We start from the raw sequence: 21,571 nt of genomic DNA, 5'->3' as shown, positions 1-21,571 counted from the left end.
TCTTAGATAAAATTTCGTGCTTTAAGAAGGGTGTGGATGCAAGGAGAAGGAATTTATCATATAATAAAATGCAAAAGGTATATTAGGAGGTGTTTATATGGCGATTATAATTCAATTGCCAGACACTGCAACGTCTCATGCAAAGCCAAGTATGGAAATGGCGATACTTTGCGTGAGGTAGACAAGTAATATACAATCGCCTATATGAGCTTGTATCATTTTTTATATTTGGCTTTGCACCTTATTGAAATGAACCATAAAAAATAAGGGGCGAGCAGAAATGAAATACGTAAAAGCTAATGCTGTTTTACCGGAGAGTTTAATTACTGAAATTCAAAAGTATATACAAGGTGAAACAATTTACATTCCGAAACAAGAAACGAAACATTATAAATGGGGTACACGATCTGGCGGAAGAAAACAATTAGATGAAAGAAATAAAGCAATTAAAGAAGCGTTTAAAAGTGGGATTGCTATTCATCAACTTGCAGAAGAATATTTTCTTTCTGGGGAAACGATTAAAAAGATTGTGTATTCTAAATAAGAGGAAAAGAGTCTGATTCATATATTACTTTGAATCAGACTCTTTTTGTTTTATATGTATTGGATATATGAAGTGTGAACGGGCATGATAATAGAAAAAATGTGCCGTTTTTTTATTAAATGCTATACAGAACATTTGAAGAGTAGAAAGGTGAACATATATGAATCATATTGGACAAATAACGATAGAGCTTTTAATTGGTTTTTTTGTTCTATTAATTGCTACAAAAATATTAGGAAAAACACAAATATCTCAGCTAACGCCCTTTGATTTTATTTCTGCAATCGTCCTAGGTGAGCTCGTTGGAAATTCAATATATGATCCTAAAATTAAAGTATGGTCTATTTTATATTCAGTATTTGTTTGGGTAATTTTAATTTATACTATTGAAGTGATAACACAAAAAGTAAGAGGGACAAGAAGGTTTTTTGAAGGATATCCTTCAATTATTATTCGTAATGGAAAGATTGATCGTGAACAATTAAGCGTAAATCATTTGGATATAAACCAATTACAACAAATGCTTAGGCAACAAAAAGATATATTTTCAATCCGAGAAGTTGAATATATGATATTGGAACCTAACGGAAACATAAGCGTTTTGAAAAAAAGTAAATACGAATCTCCTACTGTAAATGATTTAAGTTTAAAACATAAGCCTGTATACTTACCAATTTCATTAATTAGTGATGGAAAAGTAGTTAAGGATAATTTGAGGGAAGCGGGATTTGATGAAGGGTGGCTTTATAAACAAATAAAGCAAAAAGGAATTACTAAATTTGAAGACGTATTATATGCGGAATGGAAAACGGATGATGGCTTCTTTTGTCAGGAAATGCAGCGGTAGAGAATAAGTGATATATGTAATGTTTGTTTCTAAGTTATCTTTTACATATCAAAAAACGTAATCATTGTATACAATAAAACTAGATCAACAATTTGTATGGAGTGATAAAGATGGAAGCGTTTATTAGAAGTGATCAATATAATTTTATAAAATCACAAGCTTATATTTTAGCAAACGGGCATGCAACGGCAAATGATAGAGGTGTAATTCAAGCGTTAAAATCGCTTGCGATTGAAAAGATAATACATGTATTTGAGAATTTAACGGATGAACAGAAAGAGTTAATTGATACGGTATTAACAGTTCAAAATAGAGAAGATGCAGAATCATTTTTAATGAAAATAAATCCGTATGTAATTCCGTTTCAAGAAGTTACAGCACAAACATTAAAAAAGTTATTTCCTAAGGCGAAAAAGTTAAAACTTCCTGATATGGAAGAAATAGATATGAAAGAAATATCTTATTTAAGCTGGATTGATAAGGGATCAAGCAGGAAATTTATTATAGCGAAAAATGATAAAAATAAATTTGTTGGTCTGCAAGGAACGTTCCAAAGTTTAAATAAAAAAAGCATTTGTTCATTATGTCATGGGCATGAAGAAGTAGGAATGTTTTTAGTTGAAATTAAAGGCGATGTACCAGGAACTTTCGTTAAAAAGGGAAACTACATTTGCAAAGATGGTGTAGCTTGCAATCAGAATATGAAATCGCTAGATAAATTGAACGATTTTATTGACCGCTTGAAGAAATAACGAGAAAACCTCTAGTATTTAAACTGGAGGTTTTTATTTTTTGAAGAAGTAAAATAAGCTTTCTTTGTAAATGTAGATTTATAATGAAATTTGATAAAAATATCTATTATGATACAGTTGCTTATATGCAAGGAGGTAAAACATGGATTACCTTTTATCGAAAGAAAAAGTGAAGCGATGGCCCAAAGATATGATAGCGGCGGGGCGTTGTCATACTGTTGGCCTTAAATCGGATGGCACGGTAGTCGCGGTAGGTAATAATGAATTTGGCCAATGCGATGTAGGTAGCTGGCGCGACATTCGGTTGCCTGGCAAATAGTCAATTTACAATAAATGATTAGTAATATTATTCTATTTTAGGAGTAATTATGGAATAGGATATGTAGAAAATAATTAAACTTAAATCTACTGAATAAGAATCTCTTTTGAAAAGGGATTCTTATTATTTTTCATAAAATGAGGGTCTAAATGGAATTTTTGAACAAACTATATTTCAAAATTACAGTAGAAGATATAAATAAAGTATAGAGGAGATAAAGAAATGCTTAAAAAGTTTTTGCTTTCTTTACCGGATGTTTTACTTATATGTATCGTTCTCTACATAACGTACACAAATTCTTTTAGCTTTGGACAGATGTTAGTAATTTCAATTGCAATCGGAATTATTGGTGGTCTTGTTATAAGGATTGGTAAGGATGTATTTATGTATATAAGGTGGACAATGAAACAGAGGAAATCTTGAATACGTTGTATTGCTATTAGGAGGAGATGAAATGACTAAGAAAAAGAGTAGAGTGAAAAATGAAGTAGCGCTTTGGGCATTAACAGCGGTTGTTCTCATCATTGTATGGCACTTTTATCAAAAATAAAAACGCATCGTATTAAAAAAGCACGATGCGTTTTTATTATTTTTTTTGCCAATTTTCTTTAATAAAGTCTTCACGACCAGATTCCTTTTGCTCAGTAGCATATTTCTCTGGATTCTTTTTATAGAAATGTTGGTGGTATTCCTCTGCTGCGTAAAAAGGTGCAGCAGGACGAATTTCAGTCACGATTGGATCTTTAAACATACCGCTTTCTGTAAGAGCTTGTTTTGATTTTTCAGCAAGCCCTTTTTGTGTTTCGTTATGATAAAAAATAGCGGTACGATAAGATGGACCACGGTCAAAAAATTGTCCGCCATCATCAGTTGGATCGATTTGTGGCCAATATAAGTCTAGTAATTTCTGATAAGGAAAAATAGAAGGATCGAATGTAATTTGAACAACTTCTAAATGTCCAGATATTCCAGCTTTTACTTGTTCATATGTTGGGTTTTCTACATGACCTCCTGCATAGCCAGAAAGTACTTTATGAATACCAGGAAGTTCATCAAATGGTTTTACCATGCACCAAAAGCAACCGCCTGCGAAGGTTGCGAGTTCGTATGTTTTTTCGGACATTGCTGTAATCCTCCTAAATGTATATGTTTTATATAGTATTATATAAATTGTTTTATTGCGCAATAAAAAAGATTTGAAAATATATGTTTTTTATAAACAAGATCCTCCGCTCACATCAATTAATTGTCCAGTTACCCAGCGGCTGTCTGGAGAAGCAAGGAATGCAGCAGTATCGGCAATGTCTTCTACTTCACCTAAGCGATTGAAAGCGGAAATAGTAGTAGCGTACTGCTTCATCATCGGGTCGCTCAAGAGTTCTGCATTCATATCTGTTTTAATAAATCCTGGAAGTATTGCATTCACCGTTATTCCTCGTGCTCCAAGCTGTTTTGCTAGCGTAAAAGTCATTGTATTAATAGCGCCTTTCGTCATACTATATGCAACAAAATCAGGTAAAGAAATGCGGGTGGCAGCGGATGAAATATTAATAATTCGGCTATTGTCACGTAAACGTGGCAGTGCTTGTTGAATGATAAAGAATGGTGCTTTTGCATTTACTGAAAACATTCTATCAAAAAATTGTTCAGTCGTTTCTTCAATAAAAGCACCAGGACCAATGCCAGCATTGTTTATTAAAATATCAAATTGTGTTTCACCAGTGCGCTTTTGTAATTCAGTATCTAAAGCGTTATAAAGGTTTTCTACACCGTGTAAGGATTCTAAATTTGCGCCGATAGAAAAAGCTTGGCCACCATCTGATCGAATTTCATGAACAGTTTCTTCAGCGTCATCTTTTCGATTACCGTAATGAACAGCAACCAATGCACCGTCATTTGCTAAACGTTTAGCGATCGCTCGTCCAATTCCTCGGCTTGCTCCTGTAACTAACGCTACTTTCCCTTTTAACATAGTTTCCTCATCTCCTCATAAACTTTATAAGTTTTTCTTTATGTAGTAATGCAAACATACTTAAGTAATATATGAGTGTATGTAAGTAATGCATTCCAATTTTGATTTGAGAAAAAATAAATAGAATGAATTTTGATTTTTTTGAGAAAACATGTTGACAACGAAAAGAACAACGTCCTATAATACGTGTAACAAATAAAAGTTAATTAAGAATTTTCTAACTTTATATGTTGTATATGCAAAGAAGAGGAAAGTAGATGATTATGATCGTTTCAGAGAGCTACTCCAAGGCTGTGAGGGTAGTAACAATCGAATCATTGAAGATCACCTCGGAGCATCGCTTGCGAAAGGGAAACTGAGTAGAGGGCGGCGGCATCGTCTCCGGTAAAAGGACGGAGGTCTGATTGGACCTACAAAGCTTATATTTCGTGAGAAGTATAAGGAAGCTGAGTGGTAACGCGAAACTCTCGCCTCAGCAATCAAAGCTACTAAATTGTAGTAGTTGATTGCTGAGGCGAGAGTTTTTATTTTTAAAAATAGAAGAAGAGAATGCGTAGAAGAGGAGAGTAAATGATAAAGATTGTTTCAGAGAGCTGCCCCGAGGCTGTGAGGGTGGTAACAATTCACTCATTGAAAATCACCTTGGAGCACTACTTTTGAAAACTAGTAAAAAGTAGCGGGGTTGTTCCCGATAGAAAAACAAAAGTCTAATTGGACTTGCAGAGCTTATATTTCGTGAGAAGTATAAGGAAGCTGAGTGGTACCACGATTCCCTCGTCTCAGCAATGGATTGCTACAAGTATGTAAGTAATCGATTGTTGAGACGAGTATATTTTTAAGGTTTATATACTGAATATTCTGTTAAAATTACTCATCTCAGCAATCGATGTAGAAATAGATTGCAAAAATAGAGAAAAAAGAGGAGCGATGTGAGATGGGAAACCAGTACATTTACATGAATGGGGAATTTGTAGAAAAAGAAAAGGCAGTTGTTTCAGTGTATGATCACGGTTTTTTATACGGAGACGGTGTATTTGAAGGGATTCGTAGTTACGGAGGAAATGTATTTTGTTTAAAAGAACATGTGAAACGATTGTATGAATCAGCGAAATCTATTTTACTAACAATTCCAATGACGGTAGAAGAAATGGAAGAAGCAGTTTTACATACACTCCAAAAAAATGAATACGCTGATGCTTATATTCGCTTAATTGTCTCAAGAGGAAAAGGTGACTTAGGACTCGATCCGAGAAGTTGTGTGAAGCCGAGCGTAATTATCATTGCAGAACAATTAAAGTTATTCCCACAAGAATTTTATGATAATGGGCTAAGCGTTGTATCTGTTGCATCAAGACGTAATACGCCAGACGCGTTAGATCCACGTATTAAGTCAATGAATTATTTAAATAACGTACTTGTAAAAATTGAGGCGGCACAAGCAGGAGTGTTAGAGGCTCTTATGTTAAATCAACAAGGATATGTTTGTGAAGGTTCTGGCGATAATGTTTTCGTTGTGAAAGATGGAAAAGTATTAACCCCGCCATCCTATTTAGGGGCATTAGAAGGTATTACGAGAAATAGTGTTATCGAGCTATGTGAACGACTGAGTATTCCGTGTGAGGAAAGACCATTCACTCGCCATGACGTATATGTAGCGGATGAAGTATTTTTAACAGGAACAGCAGCGGAGTTAATTCCAGTTGTAAAAGTTGATTCGAGAGAAATTGGAGATGGGAAACCAGGAAGTGTAACGAAACAATTGACCGAAGAATTTAAAAAATTAACGAGAGAAAGAGGAGTACGTGTTCCCGGGCTGACGGAAAGCTTAGCATAAATAAGGAGAGGAGTTAATTGAAATGAAGCAGCAGTATACAGCGTATGAGAAGTTACAGTGTGAAGAAATGACAGGCGCTGGGCACGTGATTCAAGGTTTGAAGAAATTGGGTGTAACGACCGTTTTCGGCTATCCAGGCGGAGCGATTTTACCAGTATACGATGCGTTATACGAAAGTGGTTTGAAACATGTTTTAACTCGTCATGAACAAGCTGCCATTCATGCGGCTGAAGGATATGCGAGAGCTTCTGGGAAGGTCGGGGTAGTCTTTGCTACCTCTGGCCCAGGGGCGACAAATTTAGTTACGGGCTTAGCAGACGCTTATATGGATTCGATTCCTTTAGTTGTCATTACCGGCCAAGTTGCAACGCCTTTAATTGGTAAAGATGGATTTCAAGAAGCGGATGTTGTCGGAATTACAGTACCTGTTACGAAGCATAATTACCAAGTTCGTGATGTAAATCATGTATCACGAATTGTGCAAGAAGCTTTTTACATCGCCAAAAGCGGACGACCGGGACCAGTATTAATCGATATTCCAAAAGATGTTCAAAATGCAAAAGTCACCAGTTTCTTTAATGAAGAAGTTGATATTCCGGGGTACAAACCAGAACTTGTACCAGACAGCATGAAACTTAGAGAGGTGGCTAAAGCAATTTCAAAATCAAAGCGTCCACTTCTTTATATTGGAGGAGGTGTCATTCATTCAGGTGGATCCGATGAACTCTTCGAATTCGCAAGGGAGAACCGTATTCCAGTCGTTTCAACTTTAATGGGACTTGGTGCATATCCACCGGGAGATCCATTGTTTCTAGGGATGCTTGGTATGCATGGGACATACGCTGCTAATATGGCGGTAACAGAATGTGATTTACTACTTGCATTAGGTGTTCGCTTCGATGATCGTGTAACAGGGAAATTAGAACTTTTTTCTCCGCACTCGAAAAAAGTACATATTGATATTGATCCTTCTGAGTTTCATAAAAATGTAACTGTAGAGCATCCGATTGTTGGTGATGTGAAAAAAGCGTTACACATGTTGTTACATATGTCTATTTATACACAAACAGATGAATGGCTTCAGAAAGTAAAGGCATGGAAAGAAGAATATCCACTTTCTTATAAGCAAAAAGAATCTGAGTTAAAACCACAGCATGTGATCAACTTAGTAAGTGAATTAACGAATGGTGAAGCGATTGTCACAACAGAAGTAGGACAGCATCAAATGTGGGCTGCTCACTTCTATAAAGCAAGAAAACCTCGGACGTTCCTTACCTCTGGAGGATTAGGAACAATGGGGTTTGGGTTCCCAGCGGCAATTGGTGCTCAGCTTGCAAAAGAAGAAGAACTCGTCGTTTGTATTGCAGGTGATGCTTCTTTTCAAATGAACATTCAAGAACTACAAACAATTGCTGAAAATAACATCCCTGTAAAAGTATTTATTATAAATAACAGATTTTTAGGGATGGTAAGGCAATGGCAAGAAATGTTTTATGAAAATCGTTTATCAGAGTCAAAAATTGGCTCACCAGATTTTGTGAAAGTGGCAGAAGCTTATGGAGTGAAGGGATTAAGGGCGACAAATTCAACAGAGGCGAAACAAGTGGTGTTAGAAGCATTTGCTCACGAAGGTCCTGTCGTAGTTGATTTTTGTGTAGAAGAAGGTGAAAACGTATTTCCGATGGTTCCGCCAAACAAAGGGAATAACGAAATGATTATGAAGAGGTGGGAAGAATGAGTCATACTTTTTCACTCGTTATTCATAACGAGCCAAGTGTCTTATTACGTATAAGTGGAATTTTTGCTCGGCGTGGCTATTATATTTCTTCTTTACATTTAAACGAAAGAGATACGAGTGGCGTTTCTGAAATGAAACTCACAGCAGTTTGTACTGAAAATGAAGCGACATTACTTGTTAGTCAGTTGAAAAAATTAATTGATGTACTGCAAGTAAATAAATTATAAGGGGTGTATGGAGTATGAAAACGTATTATGAGAAAGATGCAAATGTAGAGTTATTACAAGGGAAAACAGTTGCGGTAATTGGTTATGGATCTCAAGGGCATGCGCAGGCACAAAATTTACGTGATTCAGGTGTGGAAGTTGTAGTTGGTGTTAGACCTGGTAAATCGTATGAAGTAGCAAAAGCAGATGGATTTGAAGTAATGTCTGTTTCAGAAGCGGTTCGAACCGCACAAGTTGTACAAATGTTATTGCCAGATGAACAGCAAGCACATGTATATAAATCAGAAGTAGAAGAGAATCTCCGTGAAGGACAAATGTTACTTTTCTCACATGGATTTAACATTCACTTCGGCCAAATTAATCCGCCAAGTTACGTAGATGTAGCAATGGTTGCGCCAAAAAGTCCAGGTCATCTCGTTCGCCGTGTATATCAAGAAGGAAATGGTGTTCCGGCATTAGTCGCAGTGCATCAAGATGCGACGGGAACAGCGCTACATGTAGCATTAGCGTATGCAAAAGGTGTAGGTTGTACACGTGCGGGTGTAATTGAAACGACATTCCAAGAAGAAACCGAAACGGATTTATTCGGTGAGCAAGCTGTACTTTGCGGCGGGGTAACTGCACTTGTGAAGGCCGGGTTCGAAACGTTAACGGAAGGTGGATATCGTCCTGAAATTGCATACTTTGAATGTTTGCATGAATTAAAGCTAATTGTTGACTTAATGTACGAAGGTGGATTAACGAATATGCGCCATTCTATTTCAGATACGGCAGAATTTGGAGATTATGTAACAGGATCGAGAATTGTTACAGATGAAACGAAGAAGGAAATGAAGCGTGTTCTGACAGAAATTCAGCAAGGTGAATTTGCGAAGAAATGGATTTTAGAAAATCAAGCAGGGCGTCCGACGTATAACGCAATGAAAAAAGCAGAACAAAATCATCAATTAGAAAAAGTGGGAGCAGAGCTTCGTGAAATGATGAGTTGGATTCATGCACCGAAAGAATTAGTAAAGAAATAGAGTAAGAGAGTATAAATGAAAAATATGTAAGAGGGGATTTGACAAGATGAGAAGTGACATGATTAAAAAAGGTTTTGATAAAGCGCCGCACCGTAGTTTATTAAAAGCAACTGGTTTGAAAGATGAAGATTTTGATAAACCTTTCATAGCGATTTGTAATTCTTTTATTGAAATTATTCCAGGGCATAAACACTTGAACGAGTTTGGGAAACTTGTAAAAGAGGCAGTTCGTGCGGCAGGTATGGTACCATTCGAATTCAATACAATTGGAGTTGACGATGGTATTGCGATGGGACATATCGGTATGCGTTATTCTCTTCCGAGTCGTGAAATAATTGCAGATTCAGTAGAAACGGTTGTAAATGCACACTGGTTTGACGGCATGATTTGTATTCCAAACTGTGACAAAATTACACCAGGTATGATGATGGCTGCACTACGTATTAATATTCCGACTGTGTTTGTTTCAGGCGGCCCAATGGCAGCAGGAAAAACATCTAAAGGAGAAGTTGTTGATCTGAGTTCCGTTTTTGAAGGAGTAGGAGCTTATCAATCTGGGAAAATTTCAGAAGAAGAATTAAAAGATATTGAAGATCATGGCTGTCCATCTTGTGGCTCTTGTTCGGGTATGTTTACCGCGAACTCTATGAATTGTTTATGTGAAGTGTTAGGTTTAGCTCTTCCTGGTAACGGGAGTATTTTAGCAATTGATCCAAGACGTGAAGAGTTAATTAAACAAGCAGCAGAGAAATTGAAAATTTTAATTGAAAGAGATATTAAACCAAGAGACATTGTAACGGAAGAAGCAATTGATGATGCGTTTGCGCTTGATATGGCGATGGGCGGTTCAACAAATACAGTGTTGCATACATTGGCGCTCGCGCAAGAGGCTGGATTAGATTACGATATGAACCGTATTGATGCCGTTTCAAGACGTGTACCACATTTATGTAAAGTAAGCCCTGCTTCCAATTGGCATATGGAAGATATTGATCGTGCGGGCGGGATTAGTGCAATTTTGAAAGAGATGAGCCGGAAAGAAGGAGTACTTCATCTTGATCGAATAACTGCTACTGGGCAAACATTAAGAGAAAATATTGCTGAGGCAGAGATTAAAGATAAGGAAGTTATTCACTCTCTTGAAAACCCTCATAGTGAGGAAGGAGGATTGCGTATATTAAAAGGCAACCTTGCGAAAGATGGAGCGGTTATTAAAAGCGGTGCAACAGAGGTAAAGCGTTTTGAAGGACCTTGCGTTATTTTTAATTCACAAGATGAGGCACTTGCTGGCATTATGCTTGGGAAAGTGAAAAAAGGAGATGTAGTTGTCATTCGTTACGAAGGACCAAGAGGTGGCCCTGGTATGCCAGAAATGTTAGCACCAACATCAGCAATTGCTGGAATGGGATTAGGTGCTGAGGTTGCATTATTAACGGATGGACGTTTCTCTGGAGCTTCACGTGGAATTTCAGTAGGACATATTTCACCAGAAGCAGCAGCTGGTGGAACAATCGCACTTCTTGAACAAGGGGATATTGTATGTATTGATGTTGAAGAACGCTTGCTAGAAGTAAGAGTGAGTAATGAAGAATTAGATAAGCGTAAAAAAGAATGGAAACGACCAGAACCGAAAGTGAAAACTGGCTGGCTTGGACGTTATGCACAAATGGTAACATCGGCGAATACAGGGGCTGTTCTGAAAATCCCACATTTTGATTGAGCCAATTTAAAAGAGATAAGGATGATATATAATGGTGCAAAAGGTAAAGGAGAGAGTGAAAATTGAAGATATCTTAATGGCTCATAATTGCATGAAAGATATCGTTATTAAAACACCGTTACAACGTGATACAGTTTTATCTGAGAAATATGATTGTGACGTTTATGTAAAACGAGAAGATTTACAATTAATTCGCTCTTTCAAAATTCGTGGTGCATACAATTTGATTCAAAGTTTACCGAAAGAAAAGTTACAAAACGGTGTTGTTTGTGCAAGTGCTGGTAATCATGCGCAAGGAGTTGCTTATACATGTAATTTATTGAAGATTCCGTCGAAAATATTTATGCCCACAACAACACCGAAACAAAAAGTATCACAAGTACAATTTTTCGGTGGTGATTTCGCAGAGATTGTATTAGTTGGTGATACATTCGATAGCTCTTTCCAAGAAGCACAGTGTTATTGTGAAGAAAATAGAATGACATTTGTTCATCCGTTTGATGATCCGTATGTAGTTGCTGGTCAAGGGACAGTGGCAGTTGAAATTATGCATGATATGGAGAAACCGGTTGATTATATCTTTACGGCAATCGGCGGTGGTGGATTAGCATCAGGTGTTGGTACATATGTAAAAGGTGTTAGTCCTACTACAAAGGTTATTGGTGTAGAACCGATGGGAGCTGCCTCTATGAAAGAGGCTTTTCTTCAAAATGATAATGTCGCATTAGAGAAAATAGATAGTTTTGTTGATGGGGCAGCGGTTAAAAAGGTAGGAAAGTTAACTTTTGAAACTTGTAAAGATGTAATTGATGACATCGTTTTAGTACCAGAGGGGAAAGTTTGTACGACGATTTTAGAACTGTATAAGAAAAATGCGATTGTAGCTGAACCGGCTGGTGCACTCTCTATTGCAGCACTTGATTTATACAGGGATGAAATAAAAGGTAAAACAGTTGTATGTACGCTAAGTGGTGGAAATAATGACATTGATAGAATGCAAGAAATGAAAGAACGATCTCTCATTTACGAAGGGTTAAAGCATTATTTCATCATTGAATTCCCACAGCGTTCAGGCGCGTTAAGAGAATTTCTTGATAAAGGATTGGGGCCAGAAGATGATATTACTCGTTTTGAGTATATTAAGAAACATAATAAGGAAAATGGTCCAGCATTAGTCGGAGTAGAGTTAAAACATAAAGAAGATTATGAGCAATTAATTACTCGCTTTAAAGAAAATAATATTCAATTTATGGAGCTTAATAAAAACCCTGTTTTGTTTGATTTGCTTATTTAATAGAAGGGAAGAATAAGCATCTAAATAAAAAAGATAGATACAAGCAAAGAAATATAGTGCTTGTTCTATCTTTTTTATAGTTAAACTAGATACTCATTAAATTCAAGAAGAATAAAGCTAGTTAACCAAAAAAATATCGCAATGCGAATAATTACATACATAGTAAATTCAAAGGTAGTAAGTTTTCGTTCGCGTTTTATTTTTTTTAGAAATCTAACAGAAAAAACTGAACATAAAAGTAGAACGGCTATAGACATTTTATAAATATTTTCTAACAAACTTACATTTTCTAATAAGTTTTTCAGCATGTTTATCACCTATTCTGTAAAGTAGATTACAGAGAAATAGATCTTGAGCTGTCTAGTTTCGTTTATTTTTTATTTTCCCTGTATCATCAATTTCTACATCAGTTGAAATTGTTTGTAAATATTGAAGAGCTTTTTTCTTTTCTTCCTCATTTACAGGGGAAACTTGGTTGTTGCGAATGATATAAGGATTGAATGACATTTGGACATCCTTTCCTTTAAAAGTTAAAGTTAATACGCCAGTTTCGGCGCTTTTTCCATTCACATAACTTGGGAATAAAAAGTTACCTAATGAGTAAGCGATAGGAACTTTATTATAATACTCAAACCCTTGTAACCAATGTGGATGGCTTCCGACAATCGCGTTAGCTCCTGCTTCAACCATTTTAGGTACATATTGCTTTTGGTATTCTACCGGACGGTTTGATTTTTCAACGCCCCAATGCATATAGACGATTAAATAGTCTGCATCTTGTTTTTGTTCTTTAATTGTTTTTGTTACAAGATTTAAATCATAGCCATTCGCAACGCCAGGTTTATTCTCACCAGCTACCCAATTAGAATCAGGCATAAATCGAACGAAGGAAAGAAATTTAAACTTTTTCCCTTTTACGGTCATTTCTCGTGCTGTATATGTATCTTTCGCATTTTTTCCGGCTCCAATGTAAGGGAACTTTAATTTTTCTACGTGAGAAATCGTATCTAATAATCCATCTTGCCCATAATCAAGTGTGTGGTTATTCCCAATATTTACGATGTCATATCCAGTGTTTTTAATAGCTTGTAGTGTAGATGGATCACTTTTAATCCAAAAGAGTTGCCCAGGTGCTTTCTTTTCTTTCGTTGTAAATGCCGATTCTAAATTCACAAAAGAAATATCAGCTTTTTTTATTTCTTCTTTTACATGTTGGAATGGGTAATCAGCCCCATTCTTTTCGATTATAGGACGTAATTGCCAATCAAACATTGTATCACCAGAGAAGGTGAGTGTGATTTCTTGGTCTTCTATTTTCTTTTCGCTTTTTGAAGCGGTTTTACTAGATTTGTTTTGTAAATCGGGTTTGTCTTTTGCTTTTGAAATAAAAGAGTAATTGATTAATAAAACAATCGGTGTAATGAAAAAGGCTATTAACAAAAATCGTTTTAGTAAAGTTTTCATATATACCTTCCCTTTTAATATTATCCCGCAATTAAATTCACACTGAATCTATTAAAGGTAATTAAAGTTACAAAAAAACAGCGGGTTATGTAGTGGAAAACATTTGTTAATATTCTCAATATTAAGTTAACATATAGATAACCTGTAAATCAATGTATAAACCAAAATATAGAAATAAAGAATTCGAAGGGTGAAGAATGAGAAATGGTTATATTAGGAGCAGTTGTAAATGGAATTTGTATTATATTTGGTACTTTACTTGGTAAATTATTTAGTAGGATTCCAGAAAGTATGAAAGGGACGATAATGCACGCAATCGGTTTAGCGGTTACTGTGCTTGGGCTTCAAATGGCATTAAAAAGTGAAAACTTTCTTGTTGTCATACTGAGTTTAGTGATTGGTACGGTAATTGGAGAGTGGTTACAATTAGAAGAAAAGTTAAAAAATTTAGGGGATTGGCTAGAAAATAAAGTTGGATCGAAGGGGAAAGGAAGCATATCAGAAGGTTTTGTAACAGCTACTTTAATTTTTGCAATTGGTGCGATGGGGATACTTGGTGCACTTGACAGTGGGATTCGCGGAAATCATAATATTTTATTTACCAAGGCAATTATCGATGGATTTATTTCTATTATATTAACGACAACTCTAGGAATTGGCGTAGTATTTTCGGCGATTCCAGTTGTTTTATATGAAGGTGGTATTGCAGTTTTTGCAACACAAATTAATAGTTTTGTCCCGGAAGAATTAATGAACCAATTTATAGTGGAGATGACGGCTACGGGCGGCATTATGATATCTGCTATTGGATTGAACTTGCTTAGTATTATTAAAATCAAGGTGGCAAATTTACTTCCAGGTATATTGGTAGTAGGTGTAATTGTTTCAATTATTTATGGTTACGGTTTGTTAGTAAATTAGTAGAGGGTGGAAACACATATGGAGGAATTTCAATTTACAAAACGTGTGCATAAAATATTGGAGATTGCAGCAGAAGAGAGTGAGTATAACATAATTCAACCAGTCCATCTGTTCATAGGTATGTGTAAAGAAGGTACAGGAGTTTGCGCTGAGTTATTTATGTATTTGTTTCATAAAGTCGGTCCAGATTTTTTAGAAAAACTTTCGTTACGAAAACGATTCGATTTACATCATCAAGAGTATAAAAAAATAGGGCAATATAAACTATCTTATAAGGCGATAGAAATTTTACAAATAGCGAAGAAACGTATGGAACGCTTTCAGCAAGTAGTAATCAATGAAGGACATGTTATGTATGCATTATTTCGTGTAGATACAGATATTGGTGAATTTATACATACACAAATGCAAAAAGATATATTACGTATTACAGCTGCACCGAGAGACTTAGCGGTTGATTTAAATAGTTTTAAATCTATTTATAATACATTATTTTGTCATGTAAGAAGAGCTAGTCCTTCTGATTTTGATAAGTTATCACGATTTGTGGCGGCTGAATTTGGTGAACGGTGGTTACAGTCGGTTGATTACGGATTTCGGACATATAATGAAAAGTTACCTATCTATATTGCACAGCAGGAGGAAGTAATAGTTGGTTTCGCCTGTTACGATGTAGTGAGAGGAAAGAAAGGATTGTTTGGTCCAATGGGCATAGCGAAACAAAATCGTGTGAAAGGTGTAGGAAAAGAATTATTGTATCATTGTTTATATAATATGAAGCAAGATGGATATGAATATGCGATTATTGGACAAGCAGGTCCCATTGAGTTTTACGAGAGAAATTGTAATGCTCGTTTAATACCGATAGATAATAAGTAACCAACTTCATATAGAGGAGTTGGTTTTATTATGAAAATGATGTAGAGATGTAGTGGTTTTTACTAGAAAATAGCGGGTTTTGTAGTAAATCTTGCATAAAAAGCAAATTACTAAACTTTTTACAAGAAAGGGTGTAGAATGGGTATCTAAAGAAAGAAGGTGTGAAAATGGCCAGCTGGAAACGAAATTTAATGATTTGTTGGCTAGGTTGTTTTACCACTGCAGCCGGTATGAGTTTAGTAATTCCTTTCTTATCTTTTTATATTGAGGAATTAGGAGTAACTGGCACTTCAAGTATTGCACAGTGGTCGGGACTTGCATTTGGTGTAACATTTTTAATGGGTGCGATCGTATCGCCAATATGGGGAAAGCTTGGTGATATACATGGACGGAAACTGATGCTTATTCGTGCTAGCCTCGGTATGGCGATTATTATGACGCTTATGGGGTTTGTAACGGATGTATATCAATTAGTCGCACTAAGATTTTTAATGGGAGCAGTATCTGGTTTCCTTTCAACCGCAATGACATTTATTGCAGCAGAAACTCCGAAAGAACATTCAGGTTGGGCAATTTCTACAATTTCAACTGGTGGCGTGAGCGGTTCTTTACTTGGTCCATTACTTGGTGGATATTTGTCTGAGTTAATTGGAATGCGTCATGTCTTTCTTGTTACAGGAGCTTTTTTATTCCTTTCCTTTCTCATCGTTTTTTTCTTCTTGCATGAAGAAAATCACTCTGCTCAAGCAAAAAAAACACAGCCGAAAAAAGTATGGACGATGGTCCCAGCGAAGCATTTAATTATTAGTTTATTTGTAACAACATTTATTATTCAACTTGCTAATATGTCAGTTCAACCAATTGTTACATTGTACGTGAAAAATTTAGTAGGTCCTCATACTGCACATATTGAAACAATTGCGGGAGCAGTTATGTCAGCAACAGGATTAGCCGTTATTTTGGCAGCACCAAGACTAGGAAGATTATCAGATCATATCGGTCCTCAAAAAACGTTAGTTGTAGCGTTATTTGCTGCAGGAATTATTTTTATCCCGCAAGCATTTGTAACCTCAGCTTGGCAACTATTAATTCTTCGATTTTTATTAGGTATCGCACAAGCAGGATTATTACCTTCCGTACAAACTCTACTAAAACAACATACACCAACCCATGTTACGGGACGGATATTTGGATATAATCAATCATTTCAGTTTTTAGGAAATATGATTGGTCCAGTGCTCGGGGGCAAATTGCAGCACATGCAGGCTTCCAATATGTTTTCCTCTCTACATCATCACTACTATTTATTGCGTGTATCTGGGTTTATTTTCATAATAAGAACGAAGAGGTATCAGAGAAACAACATTTGGAAGTTAGTTAACTTAGTGAATAAAAAAAGGGTGAAGCAATGATTGCTTCATCCTTTTCTTTAAAATTTAAGACATAGATAGCTTAATGTACCAAGCTCATAACTACGGTGAATGACTTCACCGCTATTTTCACCACTTCCCATAGCGATAAATAAAGGAACAAAATGTTCTGCTCTTGGTACTGCTAATTGTGCATGAGGAGCATTTTTCTCCCAATTAAACAATGCATCTTTATCGTTATGCTGCATATGTTTAATAATCCAATCATCAAATTCAATTGCCCATTTTTCAGGTGTAGTTTGATTCCATTTCAAAGCTCGTAAGTTATGGACGGTAACACCACTCCCGATTACTAAAATATCTTCTTGTCCGAGTCCTTTAAGTGCTTCTCCAATTTCAAATTGTTCTTTTGCAGAAAGGAATGGATTGACTGATATTTGCACGACAGGAATATTTGCTTCTGGATACATGCGGTGCAGGAGTGTCCATGAACCATGATCTAAACCTCTCGTCATATTATGATGGACTGAAATACCTTTGTTCTTAAATTTTGTTTCTAACATAGATGCAATGCTAGAAGAGCCTTTCGCACGATATTTGATTTCGTATAACTCAGGGGGAAAACCTCCAAAATCATAAATTGTTTCATACTCGTTATCTGATGAGGAAATCGTTAATACTTCACTTTCCCAGTGAGCAGTGAAAATAACAATTGCTTTCGGTTTATATGTTTCTCCAAGTGTTTTTAAAAATCGTGTATAGTCTGTATCTTGAATAGCGAGCATAGGCGAACCATGTGCTAAAAATAATGATGGCATCATAATAGTAGAAACCTCCTAAAAATTATATAGTTACTTTATGTAAGTAACTATATAATTTTATTTTCGATTCGTCAACATAATAGTTATTGAGCTAATTGGAAAAGGGAGTCATTTGTCATAATGAAGGCAATTGCATATAATACATAGTAAGAAAAATGAATCGATATTCATTTTTAAAGATACATAATAGAGTTGGGAGCTGACGAAATGAACGTACAGGAAAGTTTCGTTACGGCATTGGATGGATCAGAAATTTATTTACGCAAGTGGTTGCCAGAAGGTAAACCGAAAGGGATTATTCAAATTGCACATGGTATGACAGAACATGCAGGTGTTTATACAGACTTTATTGCTGCGTTATTAGAAGCAGGGTATGGTGTTTATGCACATGATCATAAAGGTCATGGGAAAACAGTGAAAAGAGAAGAAGATTATGGTCATTTTAAACCAAATGTAGGTTGGAATGAGGCTGTGTCTGATGTTATTTTTGTATCAGAAACGGTAAGAAAAGAGCAGACATGCCCGTTATTTTTACTTGGCCATAGTATGGGTTCTTTTTTATCAAGACGTGCTGTGCAACTTAGAGGCGAATTATATGATGGATTTCTGATTTCAGGAACAGGTGGAAATCCAGGGCTTTTAGGAGCTATTGGTCATAAAGTAGCAACAATCGAAATGAAATTGCGTGGTGCAAAAACGAAAAGTCCAATGCTAAACTTTTTATCTTTCGGAAACTTCAATTCGAACTTTAAGCCAAATCGTACAAAATTTGATTGGTTATCTTCAGATAATAATCAAGTTGATAAATATATTGCGGATCCGTTATGTGGTTTCATTTGTACGACGAGTTTTTACCGAGAATTATTTTCTGGTGTATTAGAAGTAAATAAACTAGAAGAATACAAGAAGACGCCAAAGAATCTTCCAATACATATATTTTCTGGTGATCGTGATCCTGTTGGCGATATGGGGAAAGGTGTAAAAGAAGTATATGAAAACTATAAAAAATGTGGTGTGAAAGACGTGACACTACGTTTATATGAAAATGGTAGACATGAAATGTTTCATGAAGTAAATAAGGATGAAGTATTTAAAGATTTAATTTCTTGGTTAGATGCGCATAATAAATGAGAAAGATAATCCCAAACTGTTTGTAGTTTGGGATTATTTATTTTACAGAAATACGGGCAATAAATTCTTAAATTCACTTTACTTAATAAAAAATAAATCTTATTCTATAGTCGTTAAAAAATAAAGAAATATTGTATGAGAGGAAACCTCACTTTTCTGAAGTGAGGCTTTTTGTAGTAACGAAGTAATAGTGAATAAAACTAATTTTAAAAATAATTTAAAATCAAACTTTTTATAAAGCAACAGATGCTCGTTCATAATAGTAGTATAATAGTGAATGAGGTGTTAATAGAATGGAAGATAGAACATTAGGTTTATTACTAGATGTTGTTGGTGAATTATTTTCAGATGAAATTTCAATTGCTGTTTCGAATACGAAAGAATATATTTACTATCGGCCAAGTAAACGAATTGATTTAAAGATTAGCGCTGGGGATTCTATAAAGGAAGGAACGATTGCTCATAAAGCGATGGTGATGAATCAAAAAACATCTGAGTTTATGAATCGGGATGTTTTTGGTATTCCTTATCATGGAATGGCTGTACCATTTTCAAACAATGGAAAGCTTGAAGGGTGCGTAACGGCAATTTATCCAGCTTTAACGGATGGAAAGTCAGTCGTTACTTTAAAAACAACAGATGGCTGGATTCCGGTTCCTTTTTCAAAGGTTATGTATTTAGAGGCTAAAGATAAAAAGACGTACGTGAATTCAGAAGAGTTATCAGGAACACATAAATACTCTCTGCAAGAATTCGAATACTTGCTTCCTAAAGATTCATTTATTAGATGTCACCGTTCATTTATTGTAAATGTTAATCATATTAAAGCGATTTATCCTGATACCCATTCTACTTTTGTACTTTCGATGGATAATGGTGAGAGAGTACCAGTTAGTCAATCATACGCTAGTTATTTCCGTAAGCTTCTAGGATTCTAAATTTTTCTGCTTTAGAACCTAAATTTGCTGTTCTGTCTGAATTTTCGGCATTGTATACTAAAATCCCTATTTTGATAGTGTAAATGTGTAAAATAATTATGAATATTCAATGAGAGAGGGATTACATATGGAGAATAATTTAGATAGAATCAGAGATCAACGTCTAAAAGATCGGGTAGTTACACCTGAAGAAGCAGCTTCCTGGATTCAAAGTGGAATGACTTTAGGCTTAAGTGGGTTTACACGTGCAGGTGATGTAAAAGCAGTCCCATTTGCGCTTGTAAACCGAGTTAAGAATGATGAATCTTTTAAAGTAAATGTTTATACTGGGGCTTCTTTAGGCTCGGATGTAGACAAATTATTTGCTGAGGCAGGAATTTTAGGGAAAAGATTACCTTTCCAAGCTGACGCGACGATGCGAAAAGGAATTAATAACGGAGACTTTTTATTTGTGGATCAACACTTATCTCATACAGCAGAGTTACTCCGCGCTGACGTTCTGGATATAGATTTCGCTATTTTGGAAGCGGTTGCGATTACAGAGGACGGAATGATTATTCCAACCACTTCAATTGGAAATTCCTTAGCGTTTTCCTTAAATGCTAAGTCTATTATTATTGAAATGAATATGGCTCAATCCACGCAATTAGAGGGACTACATGATCTATATGAACCAGGTAAACAAGGGGAGAGGCTTCCAATTCCGCTTGTGAAAACAGATGACCGAATTGGAACAATCGGTATTCCAATTGATCCTGAAAAAGTAAAGGGAATTGTGTTTACGAATCAATTGGATTCGCCATCGACAATTGTTCCTCCGGATGAAGAAACGGTCATTATGGCACAGCATTTAATAGAATTCCTTCGAGAAGAAGTTAAAATAGGGCGATTAACAAATCGTTTAGCGCCGTTACAATCAGGAATTGGTTCAGTTGCTAACGCAGTATTGCATGGAATGTTAGATTCAGAATTTGAAGATTTAGAAGTGTATTCTGAAGTTTTACAAGATGCAGTTTTTGATCTTATGGATGCTGGAAAAGTCAATTTTGCTTCTTGTTGTTCTATCACGCTTTCTGAAGAGAAAATGCAACAAGTATTTTCTAACTTTGAAAAATATCGTGACAAATTAATGATGCGTCCGCAAGAGATTTCCAATCATCCTGAAATCATTCGTCGCCTTGGATTAATCTCAATTAATACTGCATTAGAATTAGATATATACGGAAATGTTAACTCTACTCACGTTTTAGGTACAAAAATGATGAATGGAATTGGTGGGTCTGGTGATTTTGCAAGAAATGCACGCCTAGCTATCTTTGTTACTAAATCGATTGCGAAAGGTGGTAACATTTCAAGTATTGTTCCTTTCGTTTCTCATGTAGACCATACTGAACATGATGTAGATGTTATTGTTACTGAACAGGGGTATGCCGACTTAAGGGGACTTGCGCCAAGAGAAAGAGTGGAACTTATTATTGAGAATTGCGCACATCCAATGTATCGTGATCAACTACGTGCTTATTACGAAGAAGCAAAAACAAGAGGTGGACAAACTCCTCATATTTTAGAAAAAGCTTTTTCTTGGCATACGAATTATGCTAAAAATGGAACAATGCTTGAAGCGGTAGTAGAAACTGTATAGGTTTGTATCGTACGAAATAGTAAAACGAATGAGTGAGTTTGAAGATTAAATTTTAGAAAAAGAGAACACCAGCTTTTAGGGATGGTGTTCTTTTTCTTTAAAAAAATTGTACTGGTTATAATAAAGATTTATAAAA

21 protein-coding genes, 1 pseudogene and 2 other annotated features are annotated in these 21,571 nt (G+C 35.7%); of the genes and pseudogenes, 17 read left to right on the top strand and 5 right to left on the bottom strand.

Features of this window, described 5'->3' with window-relative positions; all coding sequences use genetic code 11:
• Positions 1 to 280: 280 nt before the first annotated feature.
• The 5 genes and pseudogenes from B9A45_RS20650 to B9A45_RS20625 all read left to right on the top strand — a co-directional run bounded on the left by B9A45_RS20650 (position 281) and on the right by B9A45_RS20625 (position 2,885).
• The gene (locus B9A45_RS20650; protein ID WP_000878325.1) at positions 281 to 544 is read left to right on the top strand and encodes a CD3324 family protein; all 264 of its coding nucleotides are present in this window, start codon (positions 281 to 283) and stop codon (positions 542 to 544) included.
• 160 nt (positions 545 to 704) lie between these two features.
• On the top strand, positions 705 to 1,391 hold the full coding sequence (locus tag B9A45_RS20645; RefSeq protein ID WP_001015535.1) for a DUF421 domain-containing protein: 687 nt from the start codon (positions 705 to 707) through the stop codon (positions 1,389 to 1,391).
• A 110-nt stretch (positions 1,392 to 1,501) separates the two neighbouring features.
• Entirely contained in the window at positions 1,502 to 2,143 is a 642-nt protein-coding gene (locus tag B9A45_RS20635) for a FusB/FusC family EF-G-binding protein (protein WP_000387064.1), read from the top strand.
• A gap of 142 nt (positions 2,144 to 2,285) precedes the next feature.
• Positions 2,286 to 2,444: pseudogene (locus B9A45_RS20630) on the top strand (RCC1 domain-containing protein); the annotation flags it as partial.
• Positions 2,445 to 2,684: 240 nt separating this feature from the next.
• On the top strand, positions 2,685 to 2,885 hold the full coding sequence (locus B9A45_RS20625) for a hypothetical protein (RefSeq protein ID WP_000913386.1): 201 nt from the start codon (positions 2,685 to 2,687) through the stop codon (positions 2,883 to 2,885).
• Positions 2,886 to 3,048: 163 nt separating this feature from the next.
• On the opposite strand, the gene msrA is transcribed toward B9A45_RS20625, so the two are convergent.
• Positions 3,049 to 3,585, bottom strand: a complete 537-nt coding sequence (gene msrA, locus B9A45_RS20615) for a peptide-methionine (S)-S-oxide reductase MsrA (protein ID WP_001291863.1) — start codon at positions 3,583 to 3,585, stop codon at positions 3,049 to 3,051.
• A gap of 90 nt (positions 3,586 to 3,675) precedes the next feature.
• Complete coding sequence (locus B9A45_RS20610; protein ID WP_000911808.1) at positions 3,676 to 4,434, bottom strand: SDR family oxidoreductase; 759 nt, start codon at positions 4,432 to 4,434, stop codon at positions 3,676 to 3,678.
• Positions 4,435 to 4,666: 232 nt separating this feature from the next.
• Positions 4,667 to 4,912 (top strand) — a binding site (T-box leader).
• 67 nt (positions 4,913 to 4,979) lie between these two features.
• Positions 4,980 to 5,219, top strand: a binding site (T-box leader).
• Between the two features lie 149 nt (positions 5,220 to 5,368).
• Here B9A45_RS20610 and ilvE point away from each other — a divergent pair.
• The 6 genes from ilvE to ilvA are packed head-to-tail and all read left to right on the top strand — an operon-like array spanning position 5,369 to position 12,269.
• Positions 5,369 to 6,268, top strand: a complete 900-nt coding sequence (ilvE, locus tag B9A45_RS20605; protein WP_000528156.1) for a branched-chain-amino-acid transaminase — start codon at positions 5,369 to 5,371, stop codon at positions 6,266 to 6,268.
• Between the two features lie 22 nt (positions 6,269 to 6,290).
• Positions 6,291 to 8,006 carry an acetolactate synthase large subunit gene (gene ilvB / locus B9A45_RS20600; protein WP_000813474.1) on the top strand — a complete coding sequence of 572 codons (1,716 nt, stop codon included), beginning with the start codon at positions 6,291 to 6,293 and terminating at the stop codon, positions 8,004 to 8,006.
• Positions 8,003 to 8,233: an ACT domain-containing protein gene (locus tag B9A45_RS20595; protein WP_000019916.1), complete on the top strand. Its 231-nt coding sequence runs from the start codon at positions 8,003 to 8,005 to the stop codon at positions 8,231 to 8,233. Before ilvB ends, B9A45_RS20595 begins: the two co-directional genes overlap by 4 nt.
• 14 nt (positions 8,234 to 8,247) lie before the next feature.
• Positions 8,248 to 9,255: a ketol-acid reductoisomerase gene (ilvC, locus tag B9A45_RS20590; RefSeq protein WP_000861136.1), complete on the top strand. Its 1,008-nt coding sequence runs from the start codon at positions 8,248 to 8,250 to the stop codon at positions 9,253 to 9,255.
• Between the two features lie 46 nt (positions 9,256 to 9,301).
• Positions 9,302 to 10,975: a dihydroxy-acid dehydratase gene (ilvD, locus tag B9A45_RS20585; protein ID WP_001255818.1), complete on the top strand. Its 1,674-nt coding sequence runs from the start codon at positions 9,302 to 9,304 to the stop codon at positions 10,973 to 10,975.
• Between the two features lie 31 nt (positions 10,976 to 11,006).
• Positions 11,007 to 12,269 carry a threonine ammonia-lyase IlvA gene (gene ilvA, locus B9A45_RS20580; RefSeq protein ID WP_000250323.1) on the top strand — a complete coding sequence of 421 codons (1,263 nt, stop codon included), beginning with the start codon at positions 11,007 to 11,009 and terminating at the stop codon, positions 12,267 to 12,269.
• 80 nt (positions 12,270 to 12,349) lie between these two features.
• Here the strand turns inward: ilvA and B9A45_RS20575 are convergent, their stop codons facing one another.
• Complete coding sequence (locus tag B9A45_RS20575; RefSeq protein WP_000916802.1) at positions 12,350 to 12,577, bottom strand: hypothetical protein; 228 nt, start codon at positions 12,575 to 12,577, stop codon at positions 12,350 to 12,352.
• A 52-nt stretch (positions 12,578 to 12,629) separates the two neighbouring features.
• Positions 12,630 to 13,733, bottom strand: coding sequence for a CapA family protein (locus B9A45_RS20570; protein ID WP_000854542.1), 1,104 nt, complete (start codon positions 13,731 to 13,733; stop codon positions 12,630 to 12,632).
• Between the two features lie 204 nt (positions 13,734 to 13,937).
• On the opposite strand from B9A45_RS20570, the gene B9A45_RS20565 reads away from it, so the two are divergent.
• The 3 genes from B9A45_RS20565 to B9A45_RS20555 all read left to right on the top strand — a co-directional run bounded on the left by B9A45_RS20565 (position 13,938) and on the right by B9A45_RS20555 (position 16,945).
• Positions 13,938 to 14,654 carry a DUF554 domain-containing protein gene (locus B9A45_RS20565; RefSeq protein ID WP_000236039.1) on the top strand — a complete coding sequence of 239 codons (717 nt, stop codon included), beginning with the start codon at positions 13,938 to 13,940 and terminating at the stop codon, positions 14,652 to 14,654.
• An 18-nt stretch (positions 14,655 to 14,672) separates the two neighbouring features.
• The gene (locus B9A45_RS20560; RefSeq protein WP_047385911.1) at positions 14,673 to 15,533 is read left to right on the top strand and encodes a GNAT family N-acetyltransferase; all 861 of its coding nucleotides are present in this window, start codon (positions 14,673 to 14,675) and stop codon (positions 15,531 to 15,533) included.
• 167 nt (positions 15,534 to 15,700) lie between these two features.
• The gene (locus B9A45_RS20555) at positions 15,701 to 16,945 is read left to right on the top strand and encodes a multidrug efflux MFS transporter (protein WP_256891712.1); all 1,245 of its coding nucleotides are present in this window, start codon (positions 15,701 to 15,703) and stop codon (positions 16,943 to 16,945) included.
• Positions 16,946 to 16,962: 17 nt separating this feature from the next.
• Here the strand turns inward: B9A45_RS20555 and B9A45_RS20550 are convergent, their stop codons facing one another.
• Positions 16,963 to 17,724 carry a DODA-type extradiol aromatic ring-opening family dioxygenase gene (locus B9A45_RS20550; RefSeq protein WP_000982910.1) on the bottom strand — a complete coding sequence of 254 codons (762 nt, stop codon included), beginning with the start codon at positions 17,722 to 17,724 and terminating at the stop codon, positions 16,963 to 16,965.
• A gap of 207 nt (positions 17,725 to 17,931) precedes the next feature.
• Between B9A45_RS20550 and B9A45_RS20545 the strand changes: the two genes are divergently transcribed.
• The 3 genes from B9A45_RS20545 to B9A45_RS20535 all read left to right on the top strand — a co-directional run bounded on the left by B9A45_RS20545 (position 17,932) and on the right by B9A45_RS20535 (position 21,435).
• The gene (locus B9A45_RS20545; RefSeq protein WP_001102598.1) at positions 17,932 to 18,855 is read left to right on the top strand and encodes an alpha/beta hydrolase; all 924 of its coding nucleotides are present in this window, start codon (positions 17,932 to 17,934) and stop codon (positions 18,853 to 18,855) included.
• 293 nt (positions 18,856 to 19,148) lie between these two features.
• Positions 19,149 to 19,793, top strand: a complete 645-nt coding sequence (locus B9A45_RS20540) for a LytTR family DNA-binding domain-containing protein (RefSeq protein ID WP_000390208.1) — start codon at positions 19,149 to 19,151, stop codon at positions 19,791 to 19,793.
• Between the two features lie 127 nt (positions 19,794 to 19,920).
• Positions 19,921 to 21,435: an acetyl-CoA hydrolase/transferase family protein gene (locus tag B9A45_RS20535; protein ID WP_000429821.1), complete on the top strand. Its 1,515-nt coding sequence runs from the start codon at positions 19,921 to 19,923 to the stop codon at positions 21,433 to 21,435.
• The last annotated feature ends 136 nt before the right edge of the window (positions 21,436 to 21,571 follow it).

The organism is Bacillus sp. JKS001846 (genome assembly GCF_900176455.1).
Taxonomy (GTDB): Bacteria; Bacillota; Bacilli; order Bacillales; family Bacillaceae_G; genus Bacillus_A; species Bacillus_A cereus.
The sequence above is the reverse complement of the archived record's forward strand: the minus strand, read 5'-3'. Positions and strand labels throughout refer to the sequence as shown.

Coding starts and splice junctions, on each gene's coding strand:
- B9A45_RS20545 (WP_001102598.1), top strand. CDS start 17,932: ATGAACGTACAGGAAAGTTTCGTTACGGCATTGGATGGATCAGAAATT.
- B9A45_RS20645 (WP_001015535.1), top strand. CDS start 705: ATGAATCATATTGGACAAATAACGATAGAGCTTTTAATTGGTTTTTTT.
- B9A45_RS20650 (WP_000878325.1), top strand. CDS start 281: ATGAAATACGTAAAAGCTAATGCTGTTTTACCGGAGAGTTTAATTACT.
- msrA (WP_001291863.1), bottom strand. CDS start 3,585: ATGTCCGAAAAAACATACGAACTCGCAACCTTCGCAGGCGGTTGCTTT.
- B9A45_RS20610 (WP_000911808.1), bottom strand. CDS start 4,434: ATGTTAAAAGGGAAAGTAGCGTTAGTTACAGGAGCAAGCCGAGGAATT.
- B9A45_RS20560 (WP_047385911.1), top strand. CDS start 14,673: ATGGAGGAATTTCAATTTACAAAACGTGTGCATAAAATATTGGAGATT.
- ilvA (WP_000250323.1), top strand. CDS start 11,007: ATGGTGCAAAAGGTAAAGGAGAGAGTGAAAATTGAAGATATCTTAATG.
- B9A45_RS20550 (WP_000982910.1), bottom strand. CDS start 17,724: ATGATGCCATCATTATTTTTAGCACATGGTTCGCCTATGCTCGCTATT.
- B9A45_RS20565 (WP_000236039.1), top strand. CDS start 13,938: ATGGTTATATTAGGAGCAGTTGTAAATGGAATTTGTATTATATTTGGT.
- ilvC (WP_000861136.1), top strand. CDS start 8,248: ATGAAAACGTATTATGAGAAAGATGCAAATGTAGAGTTATTACAAGGG.
- B9A45_RS20570 (WP_000854542.1), bottom strand. CDS start 13,733: ATGAAAACTTTACTAAAACGATTTTTGTTAATAGCCTTTTTCATTACA.
- ilvE (WP_000528156.1), top strand. CDS start 5,369: ATGGGAAACCAGTACATTTACATGAATGGGGAATTTGTAGAAAAAGAA.
- B9A45_RS20540 (WP_000390208.1), top strand. CDS start 19,149: ATGGAAGATAGAACATTAGGTTTATTACTAGATGTTGTTGGTGAATTA.
- B9A45_RS20595 (WP_000019916.1), top strand. CDS start 8,003: ATGAGTCATACTTTTTCACTCGTTATTCATAACGAGCCAAGTGTCTTA.
- B9A45_RS20625 (WP_000913386.1), top strand. CDS start 2,685: ATGCTTAAAAAGTTTTTGCTTTCTTTACCGGATGTTTTACTTATATGT.
- ilvB (WP_000813474.1), top strand. CDS start 6,291: ATGAAGCAGCAGTATACAGCGTATGAGAAGTTACAGTGTGAAGAAATG.
- B9A45_RS20535 (WP_000429821.1), top strand. CDS start 19,921: ATGGAGAATAATTTAGATAGAATCAGAGATCAACGTCTAAAAGATCGG.
- B9A45_RS20555 (WP_256891712.1), top strand. CDS start 15,701: ATGGCCAGCTGGAAACGAAATTTAATGATTTGTTGGCTAGGTTGTTTT.
- B9A45_RS20635 (WP_000387064.1), top strand. CDS start 1,502: ATGGAAGCGTTTATTAGAAGTGATCAATATAATTTTATAAAATCACAA.
- B9A45_RS20575 (WP_000916802.1), bottom strand. CDS start 12,577: ATGCTGAAAAACTTATTAGAAAATGTAAGTTTGTTAGAAAATATTTAT.
- ilvD (WP_001255818.1), top strand. CDS start 9,302: ATGAGAAGTGACATGATTAAAAAAGGTTTTGATAAAGCGCCGCACCGT.